This window comes from Chlamydia poikilotherma, from assembly GCF_900239975.1.
Taxonomy (GTDB): domain Bacteria; phylum Chlamydiota; class Chlamydiia; order Chlamydiales; family Chlamydiaceae; genus Chlamydia; species Chlamydia poikilotherma.
The window spans coordinates 233,647-256,915 of the sequence record NZ_LS992154.1 but is presented as its reverse complement, the minus strand read 5'-3'; the positions used below and the strand labels follow the sequence as shown (position 1 = coordinate 256,915).

Sequence of the window (23,269 nt, the reverse complement as noted above, 5' to 3'; positions counted from 1 at the left end):
ATGAACCCCCTAGAGATTAGGTAAGAATCATGAGCGAACAAAAAAAATCTAGTAAAATTATAGGGATAGACTTAGGAACAACCAACTCCTGCGTATCTGTAATGGAAGGTGGGCAAGCTAAAGTCATTACCTCTTCGGAAGGAACACGCACAACACCTTCTATCGTAGCATTCAAAGGAAATGAAACTTTAGTAGGAATTCCTGCCAAAAGACAGGCTGTCACAAATCCTGAAAAAACCTTAGCATCTACAAAACGTTTCATCGGAAGAAAACATTCTGAAGTGGAATCTGAAATTAAAACAGTCCCATATAAAGTGGCTTCAGGATCTAATGGTGATGTGGTCTTTCTAGTAGATGGAAAACAATACACACCTGAAGAAATAGGTGCCCAAGTTCTTATAAAGATGAAAGAGACTGCTGAGGCATATCTTGGAGAACCCGTTACAGAAGCTGTGATTACTGTTCCAGCATATTTCAACGATTCTCAAAGAGCTTCTACAAAAGATGCTGGACGTATCGCAGGCTTAGATGTCAAACGTATTATTCCTGAACCAACAGCAGCAGCTCTTGCCTACGGAATTGATAAAGCTGGTGATAAGAAAATTGCTGTTTTTGACCTTGGAGGAGGAACTTTTGATATCTCCATCTTAGAGATTGGCGATGGCGTATTTGAAGTGCTTTCCACAAATGGGGATACCCATTTAGGAGGGGATGACTTTGATGAAGTTATTATTAAATGGATGATCGAAGAATTCCAAAAACAAGAAGGCATTGATCTTAGCAAAGATAATATGGCTCTTCAAAGACTCAAAGATGCCGCTGAAAAAGCAAAAATCGAACTTTCAGGCATGTCTTCCACGGAGATTAATCAGCCATTTATCACTATGGACGCTAGTGGGCCTAAACACCTAACTCTAACATTAACACGCGCTCATTTTGAAAAGTTAGCTTCTAATTTAATTGAACGCACAAAAGCTCCATGTCAAAAAGCTTTAGCAGATGCGAAACTTTCCGCAAGCGCTATTGATGATGTGTTACTCGTTGGAGGCATGTCAAGAATGCCCGCAGTTCAGGACGTAGTAAAATCCATTTTCGGTAAAGAACCAAATAAAGGCGTAAATCCTGATGAAGTTGTTGCTATTGGAGCAGCTATTCAAGGGGGTGTTCTTGGTGGTGAAGTAAAGGACGTCCTACTTCTCGACGTGATTCCTCTTTCATTAGGTATCGAAACTCTCGGAGGTGTGATGACCCCCCTCGTAGAGAGAAATACTACAATCCCTACGCAGAAAAAACAAATTTTCTCAACAGCTGCAGATAACCAACCTGCAGTAACTATTGTTGTCTTGCAAGGGGAACGCCCTATGGCAAAAGACAATAAAGAAATCGGAAGATTTGACCTTACAGATATCCCTCCAGCACCTCGAGGGCATCCTCAAATCGAAGTTGCTTTCGATATCGATGCTAACGGGATTCTTCATGTATCTGCAAAAGATGCTGCTAGCGGTCGTGAGCAAAAAATCCGTATCGAAGCAAGCTCTGGATTAAAAGAAGATGAGATCCAAAGAATGATCAATGATGCTGAGAAAAATAAAGAGGAAGATAAAAAACGCCGCGAAGCTTCCGACGCAAGAAATGAAGCTGACAGCATGATCTTCAGAGCTGAAAAAGCTATCAGTGATTATAAAGAAAATATCCCTGAATCTTTAGTCAAAGAAATCGAAGAACGTATAGAAAAAGTACGCACAGCTCTTAAAGAAGATGCTCCTGTTGAGAAAATCAAAGAAGCTTCCGAAGAACTGAGCCGTCATATGCAAAAGATTGGAGAAGCTATGCAGTCTCAATCCGCATCTGCTGCTGCGTCTTCAGCTGCTAACGCTCAGGGCGGTCCTAATATCAATACAGAAGATTTGAAAAAACATAGCTTCAGTACAAAACCACCTTCAGGAAATTCTGCTTCCTCAGGTTCAAATAACGATAATATTGAAGAGGCGGATGTTGAAATCGTAGATAAACCTAACGATTAATATCCTAAAAATCTTATCTTTTATTCCCTATTTCTCTGCAGAGAAATAGGGAATTTTCTTTTTAACCCTATCCATAAAAATATCTTTGCATTAAAAACATCCAACAAAGGCTAGGTGTAAACCCATGAAAATCATAATTTCAGACATGGAGCAAAGTTGGTGAAAAAAATAAGAAAAAGAAGACCTAAAGGCTTTAGAAGAAGCTCTAAGCAAATCTTAATTTCCGGTGTCCTATTTGTTCATGCCAAAAAAGGTTTTGGATTTGTTACTCCTGACCATCCTGAAGAATACCCCTTTGATATTTTTATCCCGGCAAGGGACCTAAAAGGCGCTCTAGACGGAGACCATGTAGTTGTCTCTCTTTTCCCAAATTCTAAAGAAGGGGAAAAAAGAAAAGGAGTAATTCACCAAGTTGTGTCTAGAGGCAAGACGGTTCTCGTAGGAACTATAACCTCAGTAATTGATGCAACAACCGCTCTCGTTTGTGTTAACGCTTTAGGACCAGGTATCCCTGTAAAAGCAAAACTTCTCCCAAAACGTTCCTATAAACTTGGAGATCGTTTATTACTAAGCACCCCTGCATGGAAGGAAAAACCCGAATCTAAAGAACCTCCTCCATTGGAAATGCTCGAGTTTATCGGAAATATCTCCAATGCCAAATCGGACTTTCCCTGTATAAAAGCAGAATATGCTATTGAAGAAGATTTTCCAGAAGCTGCTATTGAAGAAACCAGCCATTTCTCACAGAAACATATTAGTCAAGCCTTACGATCACGAAAAGACCTTCGCGATCTCCTATGCTTTACTATCGATTCGATAACTGCAAAAGATTTCGACGATGCCGTATCGCTAACTTACGATAACAACGACAATTATATTCTTGGTGTTCATATTGCAGATGTTTCTCACTATGTGACACCACATTCTGCTTTAGATCAAGAAGCAAGTAGAAGATGTAACTCTATTTACTTTCCTGGGAAAGTAATCCCGATGTTGCCTTCAGCACTTTCTGACAATCTTTGCAGCTTAAAACCCAATGTAGATAGGCTTGCAGTATCTGTATTTATGACTTTTACCAAGGAAGGTCATTTATCTGATTACGAAGTATTCCGTAGCGTAATTCGCAGTAAATACCGTATGACCTACGATGAAGTAGATGAGATTGTAGAAAATAAACAGCCCCATCCTATATCAAAAACTCTCCTCGCCATGGCAGAGTTAAGCGAAAAATTCGCAGATATTCGAGAAAAACGTGGTTGTATCCGTCTCGTTCTGCCTTCATTTACTATGTCGCTAGATAACCTTCAAGAACCCGTAGCTCTTATAGAAACACGACAAACTCTATCACATAAACTCATCGAAGAGTTTATGCTTAAAGCCAACGAAGTGATTGCCTATCATATTTCCCATCAAGGAGTCACCCTACCATTTAGAATCCACGAATCTCCAAATGATGAGAATCTACTCTCATTCCAAGAGATGGCAAAAGCTATGGGTTTTGATATTATCATGACTCCAGCTCAAGAACCCGATTACCAATATTTACTACAAGAAAGCTCTGCAGGGCATCCTTTAGAATCAATTCTACACTCACAGTTTGTCAGGAGCATGAAAACAGCCTCATATTCAACAGAAAATAAGGGGCATTACGGATTAAAACTCGATTTCTATACACATTTTACAAGTCCTATCCGTCGCTACATTGATCTTGTTGTTCATAGACTTTTATTTCATCCCATGTCGATAGAAGAAACTCGCCTAGAACACATCGTAAGAGCATGCTCAACACAAGAACGAATAGCTGCAAAAGCCGAATTTGCTTTTGAAAATCTTAAAAAGACCCGTTTCTTAGACAAGTTCCTAAAAGAACAACCCGAAACAATTTATAAAGGCTTTATCATTACAACAAATCCTGAAGGGATTTCCTTCACGGTTCCAGAGTTTTGCCAAGAAGGTTGCATCCCAGCAGCGCAATTACCTAGAGAATACTCTTTGAAAAAGAAAACTTCTCCCGATGATCTTCCAAGCAAAATGCGTCCTGGGGCAATAATAGAGGTAAAACTTGCTGAAGTGAACCTCCTTAATCAGGCAATTACCTGGTCCTTGGTAACCAAAACACCAAAAACAGGTAGGGAAAAACAATCTAATCCGGAAAGGAAACCTAGAACTAGAAGAAAAAGGAAAACAGAATAATGCTTCCTGAAAGTTTTTTTCTAAACAATGACGTTCTTTATTTAGCAAAAGAATTACTAGGACACATTCTCATAACCAGACTCTCAGGAAAAACAACTTCAGGATTTATCGTAGAAACAGAAGCATATCGTGGACCGGATGATAAAGCTTGCCACGCTTATAACTATAGGAAAACAAAAAGAAATAGCCCTATGTATAGCCGTGGAGGTATTGCTTATATCTATCGTTGCTATGGCATACACTCTTTATTTAATGTAGTAACCGGAGATCAAAATCTTCCGCATGCAGTATTGATTCGAGCTATTCTTCCTCGCGAGGGAGAAGATACTATGATCGAAAGACGTCAATGGAAAAATAAATCCAAACAGCTGCTTGCCAATGGGCCAGGAAAAGTTTGCCAAGCACTCAATCTTACCCTTGAATATAATACTCTTTCTCTTACCTCACCAAATCTTCATATAAGCAAAGAAAAAGTTTCAGGAATAATTACACAAACACCTCGCATAGGCATTGATTATGCCGAAGAGTACCGCGATCTTCCTTGGAGATTTTTACTAAACATAAAAAATTAAAAAAATTTTAGAGAAAAAAGCATTGAAAATTGCTAAAAAAAATTAAACATAAGGAATATAAATATTCTAGCCACTGACATGGTGAGGAAAATCTAACAAAATATTATAGAGTCATATCGTAAACTCTGTTCCTATGTTTAGTTCAATTAAAACTAGAAATCCTCTAACTCAACAGTAGTGATTTATGAAAAAACACTTTATTACAGGCCTGGTTATCCTTCTCCCCCTAGCAATTACTCTTGCTATTGTCGGAATGATAATGAATTTTCTTACTCAGCCGTTTGTTGGCCTGGTTTCAGGATTTTTCGAACGTATCAGCTTTTATTCCAAACACAAAGCTCTACTGAAATTTGTCTTGCAGATCATCCTCTTGTTTGGATTATTCTTTGCTACAGTCCTTCTAGGATTTCTTGCACGTTTAATGATTTTCAAATCTTTGCTATCTATTTACGATAAAGTTCTTCACAAAATCCCTATCATAAAAACTGTCTATAAGGCTGCTCAACAAGTCATGACAACAATCTTCGGATCTCAATCCGGATCATTCAAACAAGTGGTTATGGTTCCCTTTCCTAATGCACAAACACGTTGTATTGGCCTCGTCGCAGGGAACGCACCAAATATTTGCTCTGATGATCCCGAAGATCCTATGATTACAGTATTTATTCCTACAACACCCAACCCTACTTCAGGTTTTCTTACTCTTTTTAAAAAATCTGATATTGCTTTCTTAGACATGAAAATTGAAGATGCTTTCAAATATATCATCTCTTGTGGTGTGCTTACCTCCGAATCCAATACCTCATGTTCTCCAATTGCTGAGGCTTTAGGCCAAAATCCTGAGTGATAAATGGGTCATCCTATTGAAAAAAAACGTTCCTTTGATTATCCTTTTCCTTAATTATAAGTCTCCGATCTTTCTCTCGATCACTTTGGAGAATTAAAAAATTAAATATCGAGTTATCTTATGACACGCATGAGTAAACAAGCTCGTCGAAGAGCAGTGAGTCCAAAAAAGCGTAAACCTATTTATGCAATTACTCATCCAAAACCCGCTCCAAGAATCGCTTACAAGGCACGTAAAAGTGTTGTAAGCAGTGAAAGTATTTTTATTCCACAAATTAGTTAGTTACTAGAGTACCAGTTATGTCACGACATCGTAGTTACGGTAAATCCATTAAAGGGGAAACTAAAAGAAACGTACTTAAGCGTTTTGAACGAATAGACGTTTTGCGTAAACTAGGCCGTTGGAATGATGCCACAGCAAAAAAAGCTACGGGCCTTCCTAAAACTCCTGTAATGAAATAAAAAATCTACGCTGATTTATCTTGAAAGAAGTTCCTATAGAAGTTTGTATTTCCAACAAGCAAAGTGATGTTCCCATTCGGATACAATCAGCGCGAAAGTTAGTCCTTTGTTGTCTACAACATTGGCAAATTCAGACGGATCAAGTATACATTTATTTCTTAGAAGACGAAGCCTTAGCACAACTTCACGATGAAATATTCTCTGATCCTTCACTAACGGATACTATTACCCTACCTATAGATTCTCCAGGAACTACCTCTCAACCTCATATTCTTGGGGAAGCCTTCATTAGTCCAAAAGCTGCTATACGATTTTTGAAAGATCGCGCTGAAAATTCTGATCTTCTATATGAAGAGATTTCTCGTTATGTTGTGCATTCTCTCCTTCACATGCTTGGATATGATGATCTAACTCCTGAAGAAAGAAAAAAAATGAGAGGTAAAGAAAATCAAGCGCTATGTATGTTAAGAGAAAAAGACGCGCTTTTATCGGATTAAAATGCTTGATTTCCTATTAGCAATTTCTATCCTCATTCTCCTGTTTGCGACGGCATTCACACAAAAATCTGTCAAAACACAAGATGAAGATGATAAACAGCATCGACAACACTGTCAGTCAAATACCCCTATTCTCCTAGCCTCTGTATTACTCAGTTTATACGGAATTTTAGGAGTCACTATTTACTCTAAATATACATTCTCAACCAGAAGCTTATCTCTTACCTTTTGGGTAATTTATATCCTTGCAGCTCCATTAGCTTACGGTTTCCTTCCCTATTGCATAAAACTCGATAGAGGCATTGGCTCCGCACTATGTTTTATTTCTTCTCTATTTCAAGCGTTTTTCCTCCCCTTCCAACGCTCCATCAATAACATTGAAGACAATTCTAAAATTCATAGTTCAGAAATGGAAAGTCAATTGTCAGAAGCTGTATCATCTTTTGATAAATTGATCGTTAGAGAAATTATGATTCCTAAAGTAGATATCTTTGCTATTCAAGAAGATACACCTATTCGCAATGCATTCGCAGCTATCATAGAAGAGGGCTATAGTCGTATTCCCCTATATAAGAAAAATATCGATAATATTACCGGAGTACTCCTGGTAAAAGATCTATTGGCCATGTACCCTAAATCTATAGACTCTTCTCAACCCGTCTCTTCAGTGGCTAAACCTCCATTGTATGCCCCGGAAATTAAAAAAGCTTCTTCACTACTTCAAGAATTCCGTCAAAAACACCGCCACTTAGCAATCATAGTAAATGAATATGGTGTTACCGAAGGGATCGTCAGTATGGAAGATATCATCGAAGAAATCTTTGGTGAAATTGCTGACGAGTATGACGTTCAAGAAGATATTCCTTATAAAAAAGTTGGAAACTCTTGGATCGTAGATGGGCGTATGAATATCTCTGATGCTGAGGAATATTTTAATCTAAAAATCCATCATGAAAATAGCTATGATACCCTAGGGGGACATGTATTTCATAAAGTTGGTGCTGTCCCACAAAAAGGTATGAAAATTCATCATGAAAACTTCGATATCGAAATTATCACTTGCTCAGAACGTAGTGTAGGCAAACTCAAAATCACCCCAAGGAAAAAGAAGATATCTCCTTCGTAACCTCCTATAATATACAGAGAAACAAAAGAATAGAAAAATCTCTTTGCAAAAAACCTAAAGATTTACGAGAGTTAGGTCTTGAGAAATCACCATAGGTTTGGGAGCATCATCGATAATGAATAACATCCACAAAGAAGAGCACGGAACCACTGCTGTCTTACATCTTCAAGGAAAACTTGACGGGATCTCTTCTCCGGAAGTACAAGAAAATATCTCACAATCTCTATCTTCAGGAATCAAAAATATCGTTCTTGATTGTACGAATTTAGACTATATGTCTAGTGCTGGCATTCGTGTTCTTTTACAAAGCTACCACCAAGTAGGGAAACATTCCGGAAAAATTGTTCTTACCTGTGTCCCTAAAACGATAGAACAAACTCTATACGTTACTGGATTCCTCTCATATTTTAAAATGTTCAATAGCGTACAGGAAGCTTTACAAGCATTAAGCAAAGACGAAGATTGAGAAAAACCTTTTTCTCGTATATGATAATGCCTTCAGTTGATTCCAACCCGCTATGTTACTATGCGCAGATCTGTTTGTTATGTTAATCCTTCCGTAGCTAGAGCTGGGCAAATATCCACTTGGAAATTTCTTTACTCTCTAGTTGATTATCTTCCTGAAGGAACAAAACTTAAATTTGACCTGGGATGCCAAGGAAGACCCATAGATTGGGAGACTCCCTCTATTGATCTACAACAATCTCGCAATACTATCTATTTAGAAACGCCTAAAGGGGATATCCTTACTGGTATAACGATCCCTATTCCCAATAGCCCTGTTCATCAATACGAATTTACCCTCCCCTATGAATTAGAAGCTGGTGAAACCCTTACGATTGTTCTCGGGCCTTCTCCAGAACATCCACAAACAGATGAAGCAGGAAACGGTGCTCAGCTATTCACTCAACGTAGAAAACCTTTCTATCTTTATGTAGATACCGAAGGTAAGGGAAACTATGATGAGCCTGATATCTTTACCATGGATATTCGAGGTAATGTTCTTAAACATATCCAGATTTTTACACCCTCCTATGTTGTGAAGAACAAACGTTTCGATATCACTGTGCGATTTGAAGATGAATTCAACAACCTTACGAACTTCTCTCCAGAAAACACACGTATTGAACTCTCCTATGAACATCTAAGAGAAAACCTTAATTGGCAATTATTTATTCCCGAAACTGGATTCGTTATTCTACCTAATCTCTACTTCAACGAACCGGGGATCTATAGAATTCAATTAAAAAATCTTTTAACGAATGAAATCTTCATCTCCGCACCTATAAAATGCTTTTCAGATTCTGCTCCAAATCTTATGTGGGGCTTACTACACGGAGAATCAGAACGTGTAGATTCTGAAGAAAACATAGAAGCGTGTTTACGACATTTCAGAGATGATTGTGCTTTAAACTTTTATGCCTCGTCATCTTTCGATAATCAGGAAGGTTTAACTCCTGATCTTTGGAAAATGATCAACCAGACTATAGGAGATTTTAATGAAGAAGATCGTTTTATCTCTTTATCTGGATTACAATATTTTGGAGAACCTGGAGAAGAAGGCCTTCGCCAAATTCTCTATATAAAAGAAAATAAATCTTGTTCGAAACATAAAGACTGCAAGATTGCTTCTTTATCAAAACTCTATAAAAGCGCTTCAGCTCACGAGATTATTTCGATACCGTGTTTTACAGCATCAAAACACTATGGATTCAACTTTAATAATTTCCATCCGGAATTTGAACGTGTTGCGGAAATTTATAATTCCTGGGGATGCTCAGAGCGAACAGAAAAAGAAGGAAATATTTTCCCTATCAAAGGATCAGATTCTGAAGTCGAATCAGGCACATTAATAGAAGCATTAAAACGTAACTTACGTTTTGGTTTTGTTGCAGGTGGCCTCGATGATCGTGGTATCTATAGTAAATTTTTCGATACGAACCAGCAACAATACACTCCAGGGCTGACCGCTATTGTATGTAATAAATACAATCGAGAATCTCTTGTAGAAGCTTTATATCAGCGTCACTGCTATGCAACTACGGGGCCTAGAATTATTGTTAGCTTTAACATTACCTCAGCTCCCATGGGTTCTGAGTTGTCAACAACTACAAAACCTGGCCTTGCTGTAAATCGTCATATCTCAGGATATGTTGCAGGAACAGCTCAACTAAAAACTGTTGAGATTATCCGTAACGGGAAAGTTATAAAAACATTCCATCCCGATAGTAATAACCTAGATTACGAATATGATGATATGGAACCTCTATCTAAAGTAACTCTTAAAGATCCTAAAGGAAAAATTCCTTTTGTGTTCTATTACCTCCGAGTAACTCAAATAGACCAATCTATGGCATGGAGTTCTCCTATTTGGGTAGATCTTCATTAATACTACCGATTGAAGGCTGATTTTTATGATGACTCTTTTTCTTCTTATTTGCTGTGCCACAGCACTACTGGGAGTGGGCATAGTCATTTTAATCATAGGCTCTTATCTCTTAGGTAGACCTCTATCTAAAGGATGTGGGAAATCGGACTGTTGCCATAAAAAAGCATGCAATAAACAAACTCGATCTGATTCTAAAACTAAGGCACCACCTTATGACGACGACACGCATCCCCCGCATTCTGCCTAAAAACTCTTGGTTGAAATATCTATTCGATAATTATATAGAAGGTGCACGTCTTTCTACAGAAGATGCCTTACGATTACTTCTCCTTGAAGATGAAGACGACCAACGTGCTTTATGGGCATTTGCAAATATGGTACGTCAAAAATACGTCGGAGATGTCGTTTACTACTCCTCAACGTTTTATTTATACCCTACAAATTTCTGTGAATTCAATTGTACTTTCTGTGCTTTTTATGCAAAACTTGGAGATCCTAAAGGCTGGTTTTATACACCAAATCAGTTAATAGAAAAGATCCGAGCCTTAGATGTTCCCATTACAGAAACGCATATCGTTTCTGGATGTTTCCCAGATTGTAATCTAGACTATTATATTGAGCTATTCAGTAAGATTAAGGAAAACTTCCCTCACATCCATATCAAAGCATTAACAGGTATCGAATACGCTTATCTCGCCAATCTACACAATATTCCTGTTATCGAAGTATTGAAAATCTTGAAGAATGCTGGATTAGATTCTATTCCTGGAGGAGGATTTGATATCCTCGTTGATGAAATACGGCAAATATTAGCTCCAGGACGTTTATCCTCTCAAGATTTCTTAGAAATTCATAAAGAAGCGCATAATCTCGGCATACCTAGTAACAGTACTATGTTATGTTACCATAGAGAACGTCCTGAAGATATCGTCACACATATGAATAAATTACGAAATCTTCAAGACGACACTTTAGGATTTAAGAACTTTGTATTGTTAAAGTTTGCAACAGAAAACAATCCTCTAGGGAAAAGATTACGTAAATTAGGCGGTTCCCATAATATCACGCCAGCATCTATCATTGCTGTAGCAAGATTATTTTTGGATAATTTCAGAAATATAAAAGCCTTGTGGAATTACTTAGGAATCGAGCAAGCCCTACATTTGCTATCCTGTGGAGCCAACGATTTTTCCTCCACACATATCGGAGAAAAGGTTTTTCAAATGGCCTCTTCGAATCAAAATATAAAAATGGATATTGAGGGAATGGCGAGCCTCATCAAAAAACAAGGACGCATACCATGTCTGACAAACTCGAAAGACGTATAACTTTAGGTTGTGTAAGCTATATCAATGCTTTTCCTTTTTCTTTAGAACTTGCCAAACGCGAGGATATTCTTCTTCATACAGCACCTCCAGCAGATCTACTTGGGAAGCTCCTTGATGGTAGTTTACAATTCGCTCTCACCTCTGCAGTAGGATTGCTAACACATCCCTTAGGAAAGCTTCCAGGATTTGGCATAGCTGCTTATAAGAAAATTCTTAGTGTAAATCTCTATGCTGCATCGACATTTTTCACCTCAGAAAAACTCCGTATTGCAGCAACAAAAGAAAGTCGCTCTTCAGTAATGTTACTGCATGTTCTTTGTCGTCATTTGTGGAATACCCCTCTACCAGAAATTATTCAACTCTCTTCCGATGAAGTTATTGAGAAAGCTGAAGAGTATGATGGCCTACTATTAATTGGTGATAAAGCTCTACACCATCCTTACATTCCGGGATTTGCAACTTATGATCTTGCTCAGGGGTGGTATGAACTTACCCAATTGCCTTTTGTTTTTGCTCTTGTCCTTTCTAATAACCCTCAGGGAAGCGATAGTATACAAGCGGCATTAGAAAGCTCGTTGAGCTATTTTGAATCTCATCCAGAAACAGCTATAGCAAAAGCTATAGAACATACCCAGTTGCCAAAAACTCTCATTAAAGAGTACTACTCTCTCTGTCGTTATCGTCTAACAGAAGAAGACTATGAAGGCTTAGAAAGATTCCGAGAATATCATGCAGCCATCTATCAACAAGCCTAATCTCCAGGAGATGTTCGACTCTTTGGCACCTAAATATGATAGGATCAATTCTATCCTATCTTTAGGAATGCATCATTTATGGAATCGTAAGTTTTCAAAAATGTTAGGAAAGTCAGAACGTATTTTAGATCTTTGTTCAGGTACAGGAAAAGTTGCCTATAGATATATTCGGGATTACCCAGGATCAAAAGCAACACTAGTAGATTTCTCATCGAATATGCTCTCGACAGCAAAACAACGCTACCCTAAAGCTCCTTTTACCTTTATAGAAGGAGATATTATCCGATTACCTATCGATCAAGAATCACAGCCGTTAGCAGCAATGGCCTATGGATTGCGAAATCTTCCTGATTCTAGAAATGCTCTTCATGAAATCTATCGTATTTTAAAACGAGACGGATCCCTAGGAATTTTAGAGCTCACCTCACCTTCTAATAATCATCCCATGTATCTAGCACATCGGTTATATTTACAATCTTTGGTTCCCTGGCTAGGAAGGTTGTGTTCTAAAAATAAACAAGCCTATCAATACTTAGCTGAAAGTATTAAGAATCTTCCTAGTGATAATTACCTAGAACAAATCTTCAAAGATGCAAAATTCCAAATAAGCAAAAAAAGAAAACTTACCTTTGGAGCAGCTACTATTTGGATATTACAAAAAATCTAAGAGTCTATGAAGATTTCTTACGGCCACGTTTAACCGGAGCCTTACTCTTAGGCGCGGGCTTCTCATCATCATCACTATCGTCATCATCTCCAAAGAAATCTCCCGTAGACAGTGAATCATAACCTAATTTTGCAGACAGTTCTTTCAATGAAGCGAATCTTTCAGAAAGATTGGCAAGGTTTAATTGATCTTCAACACGGCCTGATCCACGCAGGTGCGCAAGGAACTCTTCTTCGGTATCAAATTTCTCAGAAAATGTGATTGAAGATGCTGAAGTAATTTCCGGAAGAAAAAGAAAACGCCGAGCAACTGGGGGTACTTTAGTATAAATATCACTGGATATTGTAGTCTCGGATTCTACTTTTGCTGATTGTTTCGGAGGACGTCCTCGCTTAGGACGAGGATTTAAGGCTTCGTTAGAATAATAAACCTTAGCCTTATTCACGAGCAACTGACGTGCTTGCGATAATTCTTTTGATACTTTGGTATCGAAAAGATGAATTTTAAATTGTTCTAAAATATGCTTCGTAAAATCTAGATCTTCCTCGAAGACAAAATGAAACTTATTATTACGTAGCCACTCAATAATACGTATACGAGAACGCTCTACATAAAATTGCTGCCATTTCTCTAATTCAGATTCATGATCATAGATAAATTCTAAAAATTGTTCCCGAGCATCTTTAGACTGTAAAATTTCAAGAAACTTTTCTTTTGTATCAATATCATAAATTTTTTCATTGATAAACGTTTCCATGATTTTCTTAACTTCATAGAACGTTAACTTAGGAATTAGACAATAACGTTCCGCATTTACCTCTAATTCTTCATAGATCTTATCCAAGTCTTCTTGATCTTTATCTAAATCAATATAGAGAATAAATCCCTCAACACGATCTAAATAAAAATCTCTCTCGTCGTCAGACTTAGAGAAGGCATCCATAAGACGCAGGGCACGTAATAAAAGAGGATTTTGTGGTACAGGATACGTAGTCATAAATCAAGATTATAAAAGAATTGGAGTTAGAGGGCAAGAGATCTATCCTTAAGAAATAAATTCATAATATAGAATTGCCGATAGATATTCCTTCCCTCAATTATTTTTGAAGCCATTTCAATTCAGATTCAATATAAAAAATTGAAAAGTCTATTGAACGACTTCTTTATTTACAGGACCTTCAAGATATACTCGATCACAATCTAAAGAAATTTTAATTAAAATATTACTCCACGTCCACATACGAATTTGAGTATTTGACAAACTATAGCGCCTAGATGCAACAAGAGCTGCTGCTATAACCCCGGTTCCACAAGCTAAAGATTCTCTTTCTAATCCACGTTCATAAGTGCGTATCCGAAACTCCTCAGAACTCATGGCTTCAATAAAATTTACATTAGTCCCTTCAGGTAAAAAATCCTCATGATAACGTAGAAAACTTCCCCAAAGATCTACAGGAACAGAAGATACATCATCGAAAAAAACGACAAGATGAGGAACTCCCGTATTGACACTAAAAATTTCTTTAGGAATCTGTGACATAGTATATGAGAGGCGATGACAACGATATTTCCAATCTGGAAGAGTCATGTCTACAACAACACGATCCCAAGAATAAAATTTTCCGAAATAGATTCCTGAATCGGTTTCTACAGAAATCTCTTCTTTACTCAATACTGAAGAAAGATGGGCTATAACACAACGAAGACCGTTCCCACACATCTTGGGTCGAGAACCATCATCATTAAAAATAATTAGCTTAGCATCAGCAAGCGACGAAGGAAGGACAAGTAAAAATCCATCCACCTGTTCCTCCTTACATAAAACGGAGATTGTCGCAATCTCAGGACAGGTCTCACTAAGAATAAAGCGATTTCCTGCCCCAGAGTATAAGTAAGGCTTATAAATCGTTGAATGAGAAAAGGATACCATCTAATAAACCAAAATCCTTGGCCTCATCTGCTGTCATCCACATGTCTCTATCAATCGCTTTCTCAATAACTTCTCGAGGTTGCCCTGTGGCTTCTAAATACACATCCACAATGCGTTTTTTCGTTTTTAAGATCTCACGAGCATGAATATCTAGATCCGTAGCTTGTCCTGTAATTGGACCTCCTATGGATGGCTGATGAATCATAATACGCGAATGAGGAGTTGCAAAACGACGCCCTGGAGCAGCGCATAAACTTAATACTGACCCCATAGAAGCCGCTAATCCTGTAACCACAGTAGTTACTGGAGAGGTCATCATTTTTATCTGATCCCAAACTGCAAACCCTGCATCTACGGATCCTCCAGGACTATTAATTACGAATACTATAGGCTGACCAGGATTGGTAAGTTCCAAATACCAAAGCTTTTTAATAGCATCTGCTGCGCTTTTATCTGTTACAGGTTCTGAAAAGAATACCCGACGGGCATCTAAGATTTTTTTATCTATAACATCTCGTAACTTATTAACTACTTCCCCATCAGGCATAGAACAACATATCTCCTAACTAAACTAAAGTTTCCAGATCAATTTCAGGATAAAGCGGGAACCGCGATAATAAGTCTGCGACTCGTGCTCTTGCTTCTTGAGCAATGTTTTCTGGAAGCTCTCCTTCACTTTTACTAAAACTATCATCAGCATTACGTCTCAAAGTAATATTTCGCAATACTTTCACAATAATATTCGCAACTTCTTCCATTTCATCGCTGCCCATACCCAGAGTCGTTAAAGCAGGTGTTCCCAAACGTATTCCTGAAGTATCCCATTTCCCTATAGCATCCGATGGTATAGTGTTGCGATTTACTGCAATACCTACAGAACTTAGGATATCCTCAGCTATACGCCCGGAAATACCTAGAGAAGTCAGATCAATAATCAACATATGATTATCAGTACCACCTGTAAGTAAACGCAATCCCTGCTTTTGGAAATGTTCTGCTAAAGTTCTAGCATTGTCTACAACCTGATGAGCATACTTTTTAAAATCCACAGTAAGCGCTTCTTTTAATGCCACAGTCTTCGCAGCAATAACATGGGGTAAGGGCCCCCCCATCATTAAAGGACAAGCTCTATTAATTATCCCGTCGTATTCTTTAGAGGCTAAAACTAAACCTCCACGAGGTCCTCGCAAGGTTTTATGAGTTGTTGTTGTTACAATATCAGCAAAAGGAATAGGATTTTCTTCTTCAATAAACACGCCGCCAGCAACAAGACCTGCAAAATGCGCCATATCCACCCATAAAACAGCTCCACAATCATCAGCGATTTGTTTTAGAGTAGAAAAATTTAACCTGCGAGAATAGGAAGAATATCCAGCAATTAATACTGTCGGCTTATGCGTACGCACCAAACGCGCAATCTCAGCATAATCAAAAAGTTCTGTCTTTTTATTAACTTCATAAGGCAAGCAACGCATTAATTTTGACATCACGTTTAAACGTACGGTCCCATGTGTTAAATGTCCTCCCGAATTCAATGACGGACCTAGGCATACATGAGAACCTATCTCAGCTTTTAATTCAGCATACTCCTTATCAGTAAGATCATTGATCGTTTTGTATCCTAAACGCTTAACAGCAGGACCTTGGATTTTCTGCGTGATAATTGCCATTATTGCTAACAAATTGGCATCTGCTCCAGAATGCGGCTGCACAAAAGCACTTTCTGCACCAAAAAGTTCTTTAGCTGTTTCAACACATTCCCACTCAATAGCATCAACATTCTCACAACAAGAATAAAATCGCTTAAAAGGACTTCCCTCACAATATTTATCCGTAAGCAAGTTCCCCATAGCAAGCTGAACTGAAATAGAAGCGTAATTTTCAGAAGCAATCATCTTTAAACGAGAACGTTGACTCTTTAGTTCATCGATAATGCTCTTCCCAATGGAAGGAAAGGAATGCAAAAGATGGTCTAATGCAGCTAAATATGCGGTAGAAGCCAGATCCTGACCTTTCTTCCCCGAAGCATTTTCTAAAAATTTATGCAACAATGATGCCATTGCCGAACCTCTATTAATAACTATCTACAAACGAAAAACTATAATATAAAGCGAAGCTCTCCGCACTTAACCCAAGAAAGCCTAAGAATCACTGCCATTTTTCCCCTGGAGAAAAAGCTAAGATCTAGAAAAAGACATCCTAGCTCCCACATCGAAAAATGTCAATCAGCTCATCATGCAACCTATGTATCATTAAAAACGAGTGTCTTAATTGTGTATCACTATGTTTCTACTATAACTATTATGAAGACCAGAACTGTTTTCTAGATGCGAAACAATCCTGCGCTATCTAAACTATGTAATTTAGATTCATTTCTAGAACAAGATGATTTCATGACCATATATCTAGGATTAAATCAACAAACGGCAAAAAGATATTGCGCTCATTTTGCTCCCATACTAAAGATCGTTCCGTTTGCAAAAAGCTCACCTCAATTCCGTCTTGCTTTTCGCTACCTAGAGAAAACCTCTCATATTTTACTTACCAGCCCCTCTTCAACATCGCTATTTCTCTCTAGAATGAGTAAGGAAGTATCTAAAAGAACTTTAGAAAATAAACATTATCTTTGTTTAGGGAAAATCACAGCACATCGTCTTATAAGACTTCTTCCAAAAGCACAGCATTCGCTAGCTACTATTGAAACAGGAGAGGGGATCCTCCCTTTGATTTCCTCATTACCAGAGGACACCCGTATTCTCTACCCCCACTCTGCTCTATCTCGATCTGTTATCAAAGATTTCTTAGAAAAAGAAAATAGGTGTTTTTTTGCTTATCCTCACTACAGGATTCAAGAAATCCAGTTAGAGTCAAAAATATTTGATCGGTGTAATCGAGTAATTCTAACCAGTCCTTCGGGAGTTAGAGCATACGCAAAACTCTTCCCCAATCTTCCAAATAGAACACATCTTTGCCAGGGTCCTATCACATTAAAAGAATTTCAAAAAATTTATAGCCATCCTGGAAAACTTCTTCATGAGGAGAGATCCGTGGAAAGCTAATGACAAAAAACAGTTTCTACGATTAAAATTGTGCTGCTCCTAAGCTTTCACTCTACAGTGTTCTGTATGTCAATTTCTGCAACATCAACACAAAATCAAGAGCCTCTAAATCTATTCTCTAAGGGGAGCGAGGCTAGAGGCAAATTAACTCATTTTATCATACACTGTGTAATTCAAACACTAGTTTTAACAATACTTATAGCAGGAATCATTGCTCTGGGCTGTTGTATGCACTCCATGTTTTTTATATTTCTTCTTGCCATCATCCCTGTCTATATATCTCTTAGAAACTTAGCTACTGATAAACTTCGCGATCTGTACATCACATTTAAAGTTTATCCCTCTGAGGATAAGATCTATGATATCGTTTTCTTTTAAAGTTAAGAAATTATAAAGAATAAAATCACTAGTCAACACTATTTAATTTTAATAAAATTAATTAACAAAAACTAAATAGTATTACTTTTTATGCCTAGTATTAACTCGGGTGATTCCCATAACCGAATCGGCAATCGCAATGCGCCGAATTTAACTCCCGCATTCTCTTCGAGAGAGATCTCCACTCAAAAACAAAATAAGATACTGAAAGTAGTTTCTCTATCTATTCTCGGCACACTAGCTGTCGGAACCGCAGTAGCTGGTATTGCTCTTGCCGTTGTTTTAGGATCTCCGGTATTTGCTGCTCTGGCTATCGCCTCAGTGCTATTTGCAGGGATAGCTATACTTGTCCACAAACAGTTAACTCGAAATGCTGATGGAAATTGGACGCAAGCATTGGATCAAAATTTCAGAAATCTCCCCACCCAGACCGCAGAGGCAAACTTTATCACCACGCCAGGAACCCGTTTATCCTTCTATCAAAATAAGAAAAATCCTGGAGTTAAACTTGGAATCCAAGAAGATATCACTACAGGTTTCTCTATCAAATTCTCTGCCCTCCCTAGATCAAACACTGTAAGAATGGTGACAAGCCAAAGTGGAATGACATTTAACGCATTACCTCCAAGTTCAGAGACAGTTATTACAGCAAATTCAAATCAATCCCGAGCCTTCTTTAAAGAATTAAATTCACTTGGACAACATTCTAATTGGAATGCAGCTCAATATCAGGGAGAAACCTCTATTAAACTACCCTTTGCTCCTACGGAAGTACGCTCTACAACATTAAGTATAAAAGACAACCCGAATATTCCACTTTCAGAAAAAGAAAAATATCCAGAATTCCTAGGACACGTTCGTGGTCCTAAACTTGAAGAATTCTCAGGAAGTGACCAAGAGATAATGAACGGCTACTATAATCGTGCGCTTTTTGCCTACGAGAACTGTCTAAATGAGGCTGTTAACAAAGACTGCTCCATAGTTTCTGTCCCTCTATTCTCCTCGGTTTATGAAGTGAATGGAAGAGATGTTTTGCCAAAAGGAGATCAAAACTATGAATGGCTATTAAGCTGCAATGATCTATGTAAAAAAGCGTTAGTTGAAGCTATTAATAACATAGCACTTGCCAATCCGAATTCTTTAAAATTACTTGTTCTTTTACAAGATCCGTTTGCACCCCTTCCCTAAAGCAAAACTAAAAAAAGGAGAGTTTTTAATGAGAAACCTCTCCTCTAGCATTCAAATAAAAAATTCCTGAAAAAGAACCTTTTATTTTTTTCCCTCCAAGATTACCCTACTCTTAGATTCATAGGAATACTAACCCTATGAATTACGTGTTTAGGAAAGAAAACTAGAGAGAGTCTGGGAGCGTTTTGAAATAGTGGACTGCCTTATATGGCAAAGGAACAAGTTCAAGTTATCTTTTAAACTCGCTCTTGGGTTGAAACTAGTAAAAATTAATTCATACACTAGTCGGAGCGGTTAAACTTTTGCCTTTCTTAAGTCATTGTCTCTTAGGAATTTCTTTTATTGAAAAAAACGTTCTTTACTTCTTGCTAAAAAAGCAGTAAACTTGCTTTCTTCTTCAGATGTATTCATTCCTAAATCTCATGATTTCGCATCGGTATTTAGGAACCACTAAGCCAAGCAAGGAATAGTTTTCATGCATGAAGCCCTCCAGAGCATTTTAGCCATTCAAGAGCTCGATATTAAAATGATTCGCTTGATGCGAGTCAAGAAAGAGCATCAGAAAGAGCTCGCTAAAGTCCAATCTCTTAAATCTGACATTCGTCGTAAAGTTCAGGAAAAAGAATTGGAGATGGAAAACTTAAAGAATCAGATTAAAGAAGGTGAGAATCGGATTCAAGAGATTTCTGATCAAATTAACAAATTAGAAAATCAACAAGCAGCTGTGAAGAAGATGGATGAGTTTAATGCGCTCACTCAAGAAATGACAGCAGCAAACAAAGAGCGTCGTGCACTAGAACATCAACTCAGTGATCTTATGGATAAGCAAGCAGGAAGTGAAGACCTGATTGTTTCCCTAAAAGAAAGTCTAACGTCTACAGAAAATAGCAGCTTCGCTATTGAAAAAGAAATCTGTGAAAGCATTAAGAATATTAATCAAGAAGGCAGAGCCTTATTACAGCAACGTAGTGAATTAAAAGAAGCTACGGATCCTGAAATGTTTCTTATTTACGAACGTTTATTGAACAATAAAAAAGATCGCGTTGTTGTTCCCATAGAAAATCGTGTTTGTAGTGGATGTCACATAGTTTTAACTCCCCAACATGAGAATTTAGTCCGCAAAAAAGATCGACTGATTTTCTGCGAACATTGTTCTAGAATTTTATATTGGCGAGAGCCAGATACTCTTGCTGCAGATAGCTCTACAGCAAAACGTCGTCGAAGACGCGCCGCTGTATAACAAGTTCATCGGAAGAGAAAGGCAACCGCTTTTTATATCTTTAATAAGGTATATTAAGAGGAAAGTCTGGACTTCATAAGAAGAGATACTGGAGAAACTCCAGGGGCCGCAAGGCTACGGAAAGTGCAACAGAAAATATTCCGCTATAAAAGGGTCTTTTTATAGACAGGCTGAAAATTCCTACTTTAAGAGTAGGAGCTATTAAGGTGACTTAATAGACATGCAAACCCTATCTGAAGCAAGAGAAAAAGTTTTTGTTTCTGCATAGTGAGGAAGTTTGTTCCTCATAGACTTTTTCATAATCGCTTGAGGGGTATAGTAATATACCCCCTAGATGAATGGTTGCCCTCAAGATGGTCTTTTCCATCTTGTAGACAGAATCCGGCTTACTCTCTCTTCCGATATTTTTTAATTCTTTAGATGAGTCCTGCTTTTGCCAGAGTATGCATCTGAAGTAACCCCACAACATAGCGTTGATCTTTACCATCTACAACAGGTAGGATGGTTACAGGACTTCCTGTTTCCATCATTTGCAAACCAAGAAGGACGTCGGCATCCTCGTTGATCACTCTAGGATTTGGAGTCATGACATCTTTAAGCTTCTGCGATAAGATATCTCCTCGATGACGAGATAATGATCTGCGTAAATCTCCGTCCGTGAATATCCCCAGCATTTCGAATTTCTCATTCACTATGCAAACACAGCCACAACCATAAGAAGAAAAAATATCTAGAGAATCTGCAATTGTATTTTCTGGAGAACAAAAAGGAACTTCTGTTTTTGGGAACATATAATCTCGGATTTTCCCAACAACCTTCAAACCAATTTGCCCTCCAGGATGATTCTTCCCATAATCCGCTAGAGATATCCCCCGACTACGCAGTACTGTAATAGCAAGAAGATCTCCAAATAATAGCTGGCATGTTGTTGATGTTGTCGGGACAAGATTAAAAGGGTCCAATTCTTCTATCGTAGGTAAGATAATCACGTGATCACAAAGAATTGCTAAACTGGAATAAGCAGCAGAAGTAATACCCGCAATAAATACACCGCGTTCCTTTAAATAGGGAATCCATTCTAAAAGCTCTCGAGTTTCCCCACTTTTAGAAAAAAGACAAACAATATCTCCAGAGCGAATAATACCAAGATCCCCATGAAGAAGATCTCCTGAAGAAAGAAAAAGAGCGCGTTCTCCGAAAGACTGTAAAGTAGCGGCTATCTTCCTTGCAATACAACCACTTTTCCCCACACCAGAAAAGAATATAGAACCTTGATGATTCAGTATTTTCTCAGCTAGCAACCAAGTTCCCTGACATTGGAAAGTAGAAAAAAAGCGTTCTAAAGATTCCTTTTGCTTAGCGACAATATCTTGGCATAAATCAATAGATGTTGTGGGAGAACCCATCCCTGTAGTCCTTGGAAAAAATCGTAGTGTGTTAGCTCATCGTAACAGACTCTAACCGATTTTTCAATGAGGTTAAAAATTCACTACCATAAATGCCATCAAGCACCCTATGGTCAAACGTTAAGGTTACATATACCATTCTTCGGATAGCTAAAGAGTCGTCATCGCGAACAACAACACGTTTTTGTATTGTCCCTATTCCTAAAATAGCCACTTCAGGATAACGAATTATAGGCATGCCGATTAAAGCTCCAGTCATACCAAAATTAGTAACTGTGACACTACCCTCTTGAGTTTCTGAAGGATCAAGCTTATTAGCGCGAGATCTTGTCGATAAATCAGCAAGAGTCTTTGCAATACTTACTAAACCGCGGTCTTGACAATTACGAATAACCGGAACGACAACGCCCTCTTTATTCAGATTAACAGCAACTCCCACATTTATCGACTTCTTCACAATAATTGTATCCCCGTCTAAAGATCCGTTTAATAACGGGAACTGCTCTAAAGCTTTTGCTAAACATTGAATGATGAAACTTGTTATTGTTAACTTTACACCGTGTGTTGCAAAGAATCGATCTTTCTCTTCGGAAATTAAATTCATCAAATCTGTAACATCAATATCTACAATAAGAGAAGCGTGAGGCACCTCATCTGAAGATTTAGATAATGAAGACGCTATAGCCCTACGCAATGGGGACATCGGAATGCGATTTTCATTCGCATTTGCTATTTTTGAACACGAAGGCTCGCGCATTTCAGAAATGTAGCTCTCTAAATCTTTACGAGTCACTCGCCCTTCATTTCCTGTTCCGGAAATTTGCTGGAGCTGCTGGATGCTGATACCTTCACGATGCGCCAAGCTAAGAACTGCTGGAGAAAACCACGCTGCAGTATTTCCCGGATCTTGGGAGCAAGAAATCTCAGGAGAGGACTCTTGTAAAACCACCTCTTCTTGAACACTTAATTCTGTATCAATTATAGCTAAAATTTCTCCAGAAGCAACTTCATCGCCTTCATTTACAAGACAACAAGTTAACTTTCCTGCTTTAGGAGATGCTAATTCAGTGGCTATCTTATCTGTAGACACCTCAATTATAGGCTCATCTTTTGCAATATATTCGCCTACCTGCTTAAGCCAGCGAACTACAAATCCTCCGGAAGCAGTCTCTCCTATTTTCGGAAATCGAAATTCAAACATGCGTAAAC

The 23,269-nt window shown here is 38.1% G+C and carries 24 protein-coding genes and 1 other RNA gene; 19 read left to right on the top strand and 6 right to left on the bottom strand.

The genetic code is table 11. The features are described from left to right. The first annotated feature begins 29 nt into the window (after positions 1-29). From dnaK to ubiE, 14 genes are all read left to right on the top strand, one after another. The gene (gene dnaK / locus C10C_RS01260) at positions 30-2,024 is read left to right on the top strand and encodes a molecular chaperone DnaK (protein WP_117273933.1); all 1,995 of its coding nucleotides are present in this window, start codon (positions 30-32) and stop codon (positions 2,022-2,024) included. 168 nt (positions 2,025-2,192) lie between these two features. Continuing rightward, positions 2,193-4,217, top strand: a complete 2,025-nt coding sequence (locus C10C_RS01255) for a ribonuclease R family protein (RefSeq protein ID WP_420808135.1) — start codon at positions 2,193-2,195, stop codon at positions 4,215-4,217. After that, a complete protein-coding gene (locus C10C_RS01250) occupies positions 4,217-4,789 on the top strand; it encodes a DNA-3-methyladenine glycosylase (RefSeq protein WP_117273929.1) in 573 nt (190 codons plus the stop codon). Before C10C_RS01255 ends, C10C_RS01250 begins: the two co-directional genes overlap by 1 nt. A gap of 184 nt (positions 4,790-4,973) precedes the next feature. Then, positions 4,974-5,636, top strand: a complete 663-nt coding sequence (locus C10C_RS01245; protein ID WP_117273928.1) for a DUF502 domain-containing protein — start codon at positions 4,974-4,976, stop codon at positions 5,634-5,636. Positions 5,637-5,756: 120 nt separating this feature from the next. After that, on the top strand, positions 5,757-5,918 hold the full coding sequence (locus C10C_RS01240; protein WP_117273926.1) for a hypothetical protein: 162 nt from the start codon (positions 5,757-5,759) through the stop codon (positions 5,916-5,918). Positions 5,919-5,935: 17 nt separating this feature from the next. Beyond that, the gene (locus C10C_RS01235; protein WP_117273925.1) at positions 5,936-6,097 is read left to right on the top strand and encodes a small basic protein; all 162 of its coding nucleotides are present in this window, start codon (positions 5,936-5,938) and stop codon (positions 6,095-6,097) included. Between the two features lie 20 nt (positions 6,098-6,117). Continuing rightward, on the top strand, positions 6,118-6,594 hold the full coding sequence (ybeY, locus tag C10C_RS01230) for an rRNA maturation RNase YbeY (protein WP_117273923.1): 477 nt from the start codon (positions 6,118-6,120) through the stop codon (positions 6,592-6,594). A gap of 1 nt (position 6,595) precedes the next feature. Beyond that, on the top strand, positions 6,596-7,720 hold the full coding sequence (locus C10C_RS01225; protein WP_117273921.1) for a hemolysin family protein: 1,125 nt from the start codon (positions 6,596-6,598) through the stop codon (positions 7,718-7,720). A gap of 115 nt (positions 7,721-7,835) precedes the next feature. Next, the gene (locus tag C10C_RS01220; protein WP_117273919.1) at positions 7,836-8,186 is read left to right on the top strand and encodes an anti-sigma factor antagonist; all 351 of its coding nucleotides are present in this window, start codon (positions 7,836-7,838) and stop codon (positions 8,184-8,186) included. Between the two features lie 60 nt (positions 8,187-8,246). Continuing rightward, complete coding sequence (locus tag C10C_RS01215; RefSeq protein WP_117274755.1) at positions 8,247-10,109, top strand: DUF3604 domain-containing protein; 1,863 nt, start codon at positions 8,247-8,249, stop codon at positions 10,107-10,109. Positions 10,110-10,134: 25 nt separating this feature from the next. Further along, entirely contained in the window at positions 10,135-10,356 is a 222-nt protein-coding gene (locus C10C_RS01210) for a hypothetical protein (protein ID WP_117273918.1), read from the top strand. Beyond that, positions 10,322-11,437 (top strand): CofH family radical SAM protein, encoded by a 1,116-nt coding sequence (locus C10C_RS01205; RefSeq protein ID WP_117273916.1) that lies wholly within the window; start codon positions 10,322-10,324, stop codon positions 11,435-11,437. Before C10C_RS01210 ends, C10C_RS01205 begins: the two co-directional genes overlap by 35 nt. Continuing rightward, positions 11,410-12,192: a menaquinone biosynthesis protein gene (locus C10C_RS01200; protein ID WP_117273915.1), complete on the top strand. Its 783-nt coding sequence runs from the start codon at positions 11,410-11,412 to the stop codon at positions 12,190-12,192. The genes C10C_RS01205 and C10C_RS01200 overlap by 28 nt, the downstream gene beginning before the upstream one ends. Then, positions 12,167-12,859 (top strand): bifunctional demethylmenaquinone methyltransferase/2-methoxy-6-polyprenyl-1,4-benzoquinol methylase UbiE, encoded by a 693-nt coding sequence (ubiE, locus tag C10C_RS01195; RefSeq protein WP_117273914.1) that lies wholly within the window; start codon positions 12,167-12,169, stop codon positions 12,857-12,859. Before C10C_RS01200 ends, ubiE begins: the two co-directional genes overlap by 26 nt. Before the next feature lie 4 nt (positions 12,860-12,863). Here the strand turns inward: ubiE and C10C_RS01190 are convergent, their stop codons facing one another. The 4 genes from C10C_RS01190 to C10C_RS01175 form a co-directional block, all read right to left on the bottom strand. Then, positions 12,864-13,856 carry a UPF0158 family protein gene (locus C10C_RS01190; protein WP_117273912.1) on the bottom strand — a complete coding sequence of 331 codons (993 nt, stop codon included), beginning with the start codon at positions 13,854-13,856 and terminating at the stop codon, positions 12,864-12,866. A gap of 150 nt (positions 13,857-14,006) precedes the next feature. Beyond that, positions 14,007-14,789, bottom strand: a complete 783-nt coding sequence (dapF, locus tag C10C_RS01185) for a bifunctional diaminopimelate epimerase/glutamate racemase (protein WP_117273910.1) — start codon at positions 14,787-14,789, stop codon at positions 14,007-14,009. Beyond that, positions 14,758-15,336 carry an ATP-dependent Clp protease proteolytic subunit gene (locus C10C_RS01180; RefSeq protein ID WP_117273908.1) on the bottom strand — a complete coding sequence of 193 codons (579 nt, stop codon included), beginning with the start codon at positions 15,334-15,336 and terminating at the stop codon, positions 14,758-14,760. Before C10C_RS01180 ends, dapF begins: the two co-directional genes overlap by 32 nt. A 19-nt stretch (positions 15,337-15,355) precedes the next feature. Beyond that, a complete protein-coding gene (locus C10C_RS01175) occupies positions 15,356-16,849 on the bottom strand; it encodes a glycine hydroxymethyltransferase (RefSeq protein ID WP_117273906.1) in 1,494 nt (497 codons plus the stop codon). A gap of 333 nt (positions 16,850-17,182) precedes the next feature. Between C10C_RS01175 and C10C_RS01170 the strand changes: the two genes are divergently transcribed. From C10C_RS01170 to rnpB, 5 genes are all read left to right on the top strand, one after another. After that, positions 17,183-17,848 carry a uroporphyrinogen-III synthase gene (locus tag C10C_RS01170; RefSeq protein ID WP_117274754.1) on the top strand — a complete coding sequence of 222 codons (666 nt, stop codon included), beginning with the start codon at positions 17,183-17,185 and terminating at the stop codon, positions 17,846-17,848. A 66-nt stretch (positions 17,849-17,914) separates the two neighbouring features. Continuing rightward, on the top strand, positions 17,915-18,226 hold the full coding sequence (locus C10C_RS01165) for a hypothetical protein (protein WP_117273904.1): 312 nt from the start codon (positions 17,915-17,917) through the stop codon (positions 18,224-18,226). A 90-nt stretch (positions 18,227-18,316) separates the two neighbouring features. Next, positions 18,317-19,414: a hypothetical protein gene (locus C10C_RS01160; RefSeq protein WP_117273903.1), complete on the top strand. Its 1,098-nt coding sequence runs from the start codon at positions 18,317-18,319 to the stop codon at positions 19,412-19,414. A 475-nt stretch (positions 19,415-19,889) separates the two neighbouring features. Beyond that, positions 19,890-20,654, top strand: a complete 765-nt coding sequence (cdsZ, locus tag C10C_RS01155) for a zinc ribbon domain regulatory protein CdsZ (protein WP_117273902.1) — start codon at positions 19,890-19,892, stop codon at positions 20,652-20,654. A 9-nt stretch (positions 20,655-20,663) separates the two neighbouring features. Beyond that, an RNA gene (gene rnpB, locus C10C_RS01150) (RNase P RNA component class A) lies at positions 20,664-21,059 on the top strand. An 11-nt stretch (positions 21,060-21,070) separates the two neighbouring features. Here rnpB and C10C_RS01145 read toward each other — a convergent pair. Next, positions 21,071-22,060: a KpsF/GutQ family sugar-phosphate isomerase gene (locus C10C_RS01145; RefSeq protein WP_117273901.1), complete on the bottom strand. Its 990-nt coding sequence runs from the start codon at positions 22,058-22,060 to the stop codon at positions 21,071-21,073. A gap of 31 nt (positions 22,061-22,091) precedes the next feature. Then, the gene (locus tag C10C_RS01140) at positions 22,092-23,261 is read right to left on the bottom strand and encodes a dihydrolipoamide acetyltransferase family protein (protein WP_117273900.1); all 1,170 of its coding nucleotides are present in this window, start codon (positions 23,259-23,261) and stop codon (positions 22,092-22,094) included. Positions 23,262-23,269: the final 8 nt, after the last annotated feature.

Excerpts from the sequence above, each read along its gene's own strand:
- dnaK (WP_117273933.1), top strand. The coding sequence starts at position 30 with ATGAGCGAACAAAAAAAATCTAGTAAAATTATAGGGATAGACTTAGGA.
- C10C_RS01250 (WP_117273929.1), top strand. The coding sequence starts at position 4,217 with ATGCTTCCTGAAAGTTTTTTTCTAAACAATGACGTTCTTTATTTAGCA.
- C10C_RS01245 (WP_117273928.1), top strand. The coding sequence starts at position 4,974 with ATGAAAAAACACTTTATTACAGGCCTGGTTATCCTTCTCCCCCTAGCA.
- C10C_RS01240 (WP_117273926.1), top strand. The coding sequence starts at position 5,757 with ATGACACGCATGAGTAAACAAGCTCGTCGAAGAGCAGTGAGTCCAAAA.
- C10C_RS01235 (WP_117273925.1), top strand. The coding sequence starts at position 5,936 with ATGTCACGACATCGTAGTTACGGTAAATCCATTAAAGGGGAAACTAAA.
- C10C_RS01225 (WP_117273921.1), top strand. The coding sequence starts at position 6,596 with ATGCTTGATTTCCTATTAGCAATTTCTATCCTCATTCTCCTGTTTGCG.
- C10C_RS01220 (WP_117273919.1), top strand. The coding sequence starts at position 7,836 with ATGAATAACATCCACAAAGAAGAGCACGGAACCACTGCTGTCTTACAT.
- C10C_RS01215 (WP_117274755.1), top strand. The coding sequence starts at position 8,247 with ATGCGCAGATCTGTTTGTTATGTTAATCCTTCCGTAGCTAGAGCTGGG.
- C10C_RS01210 (WP_117273918.1), top strand. The coding sequence starts at position 10,135 with ATGATGACTCTTTTTCTTCTTATTTGCTGTGCCACAGCACTACTGGGA.
- C10C_RS01205 (WP_117273916.1), top strand. The coding sequence starts at position 10,322 with ATGACGACGACACGCATCCCCCGCATTCTGCCTAAAAACTCTTGGTTG.
- C10C_RS01200 (WP_117273915.1), top strand. The coding sequence starts at position 11,410 with ATGTCTGACAAACTCGAAAGACGTATAACTTTAGGTTGTGTAAGCTAT.
- ubiE (WP_117273914.1), top strand. The coding sequence starts at position 12,167 with ATGCAGCCATCTATCAACAAGCCTAATCTCCAGGAGATGTTCGACTCT.
- C10C_RS01190 (WP_117273912.1), bottom strand. The coding sequence starts at position 13,856 with ATGACTACGTATCCTGTACCACAAAATCCTCTTTTATTACGTGCCCTG.
- dapF (WP_117273910.1), bottom strand. The coding sequence starts at position 14,789 with ATGGTATCCTTTTCTCATTCAACGATTTATAAGCCTTACTTATACTCT.
- C10C_RS01180 (WP_117273908.1), bottom strand. The coding sequence starts at position 15,336 with ATGCCTGATGGGGAAGTAGTTAATAAGTTACGAGATGTTATAGATAAA.
- C10C_RS01175 (WP_117273906.1), bottom strand. The coding sequence starts at position 16,849 with ATGGCATCATTGTTGCATAAATTTTTAGAAAATGCTTCGGGGAAGAAA.
- C10C_RS01170 (WP_117274754.1), top strand. The coding sequence starts at position 17,183 with ATGACCATATATCTAGGATTAAATCAACAAACGGCAAAAAGATATTGC.
- C10C_RS01165 (WP_117273904.1), top strand. The coding sequence starts at position 17,915 with ATGTCAATTTCTGCAACATCAACACAAAATCAAGAGCCTCTAAATCTA.
- C10C_RS01160 (WP_117273903.1), top strand. The coding sequence starts at position 18,317 with ATGCCTAGTATTAACTCGGGTGATTCCCATAACCGAATCGGCAATCGC.
- cdsZ (WP_117273902.1), top strand. The coding sequence starts at position 19,890 with ATGCATGAAGCCCTCCAGAGCATTTTAGCCATTCAAGAGCTCGATATT.
- C10C_RS01145 (WP_117273901.1), bottom strand. The coding sequence starts at position 22,060 with ATGGGTTCTCCCACAACATCTATTGATTTATGCCAAGATATTGTCGCT.
- C10C_RS01140 (WP_117273900.1), bottom strand. The coding sequence starts at position 23,261 with ATGTTTGAATTTCGATTTCCGAAAATAGGAGAGACTGCTTCCGGAGGA.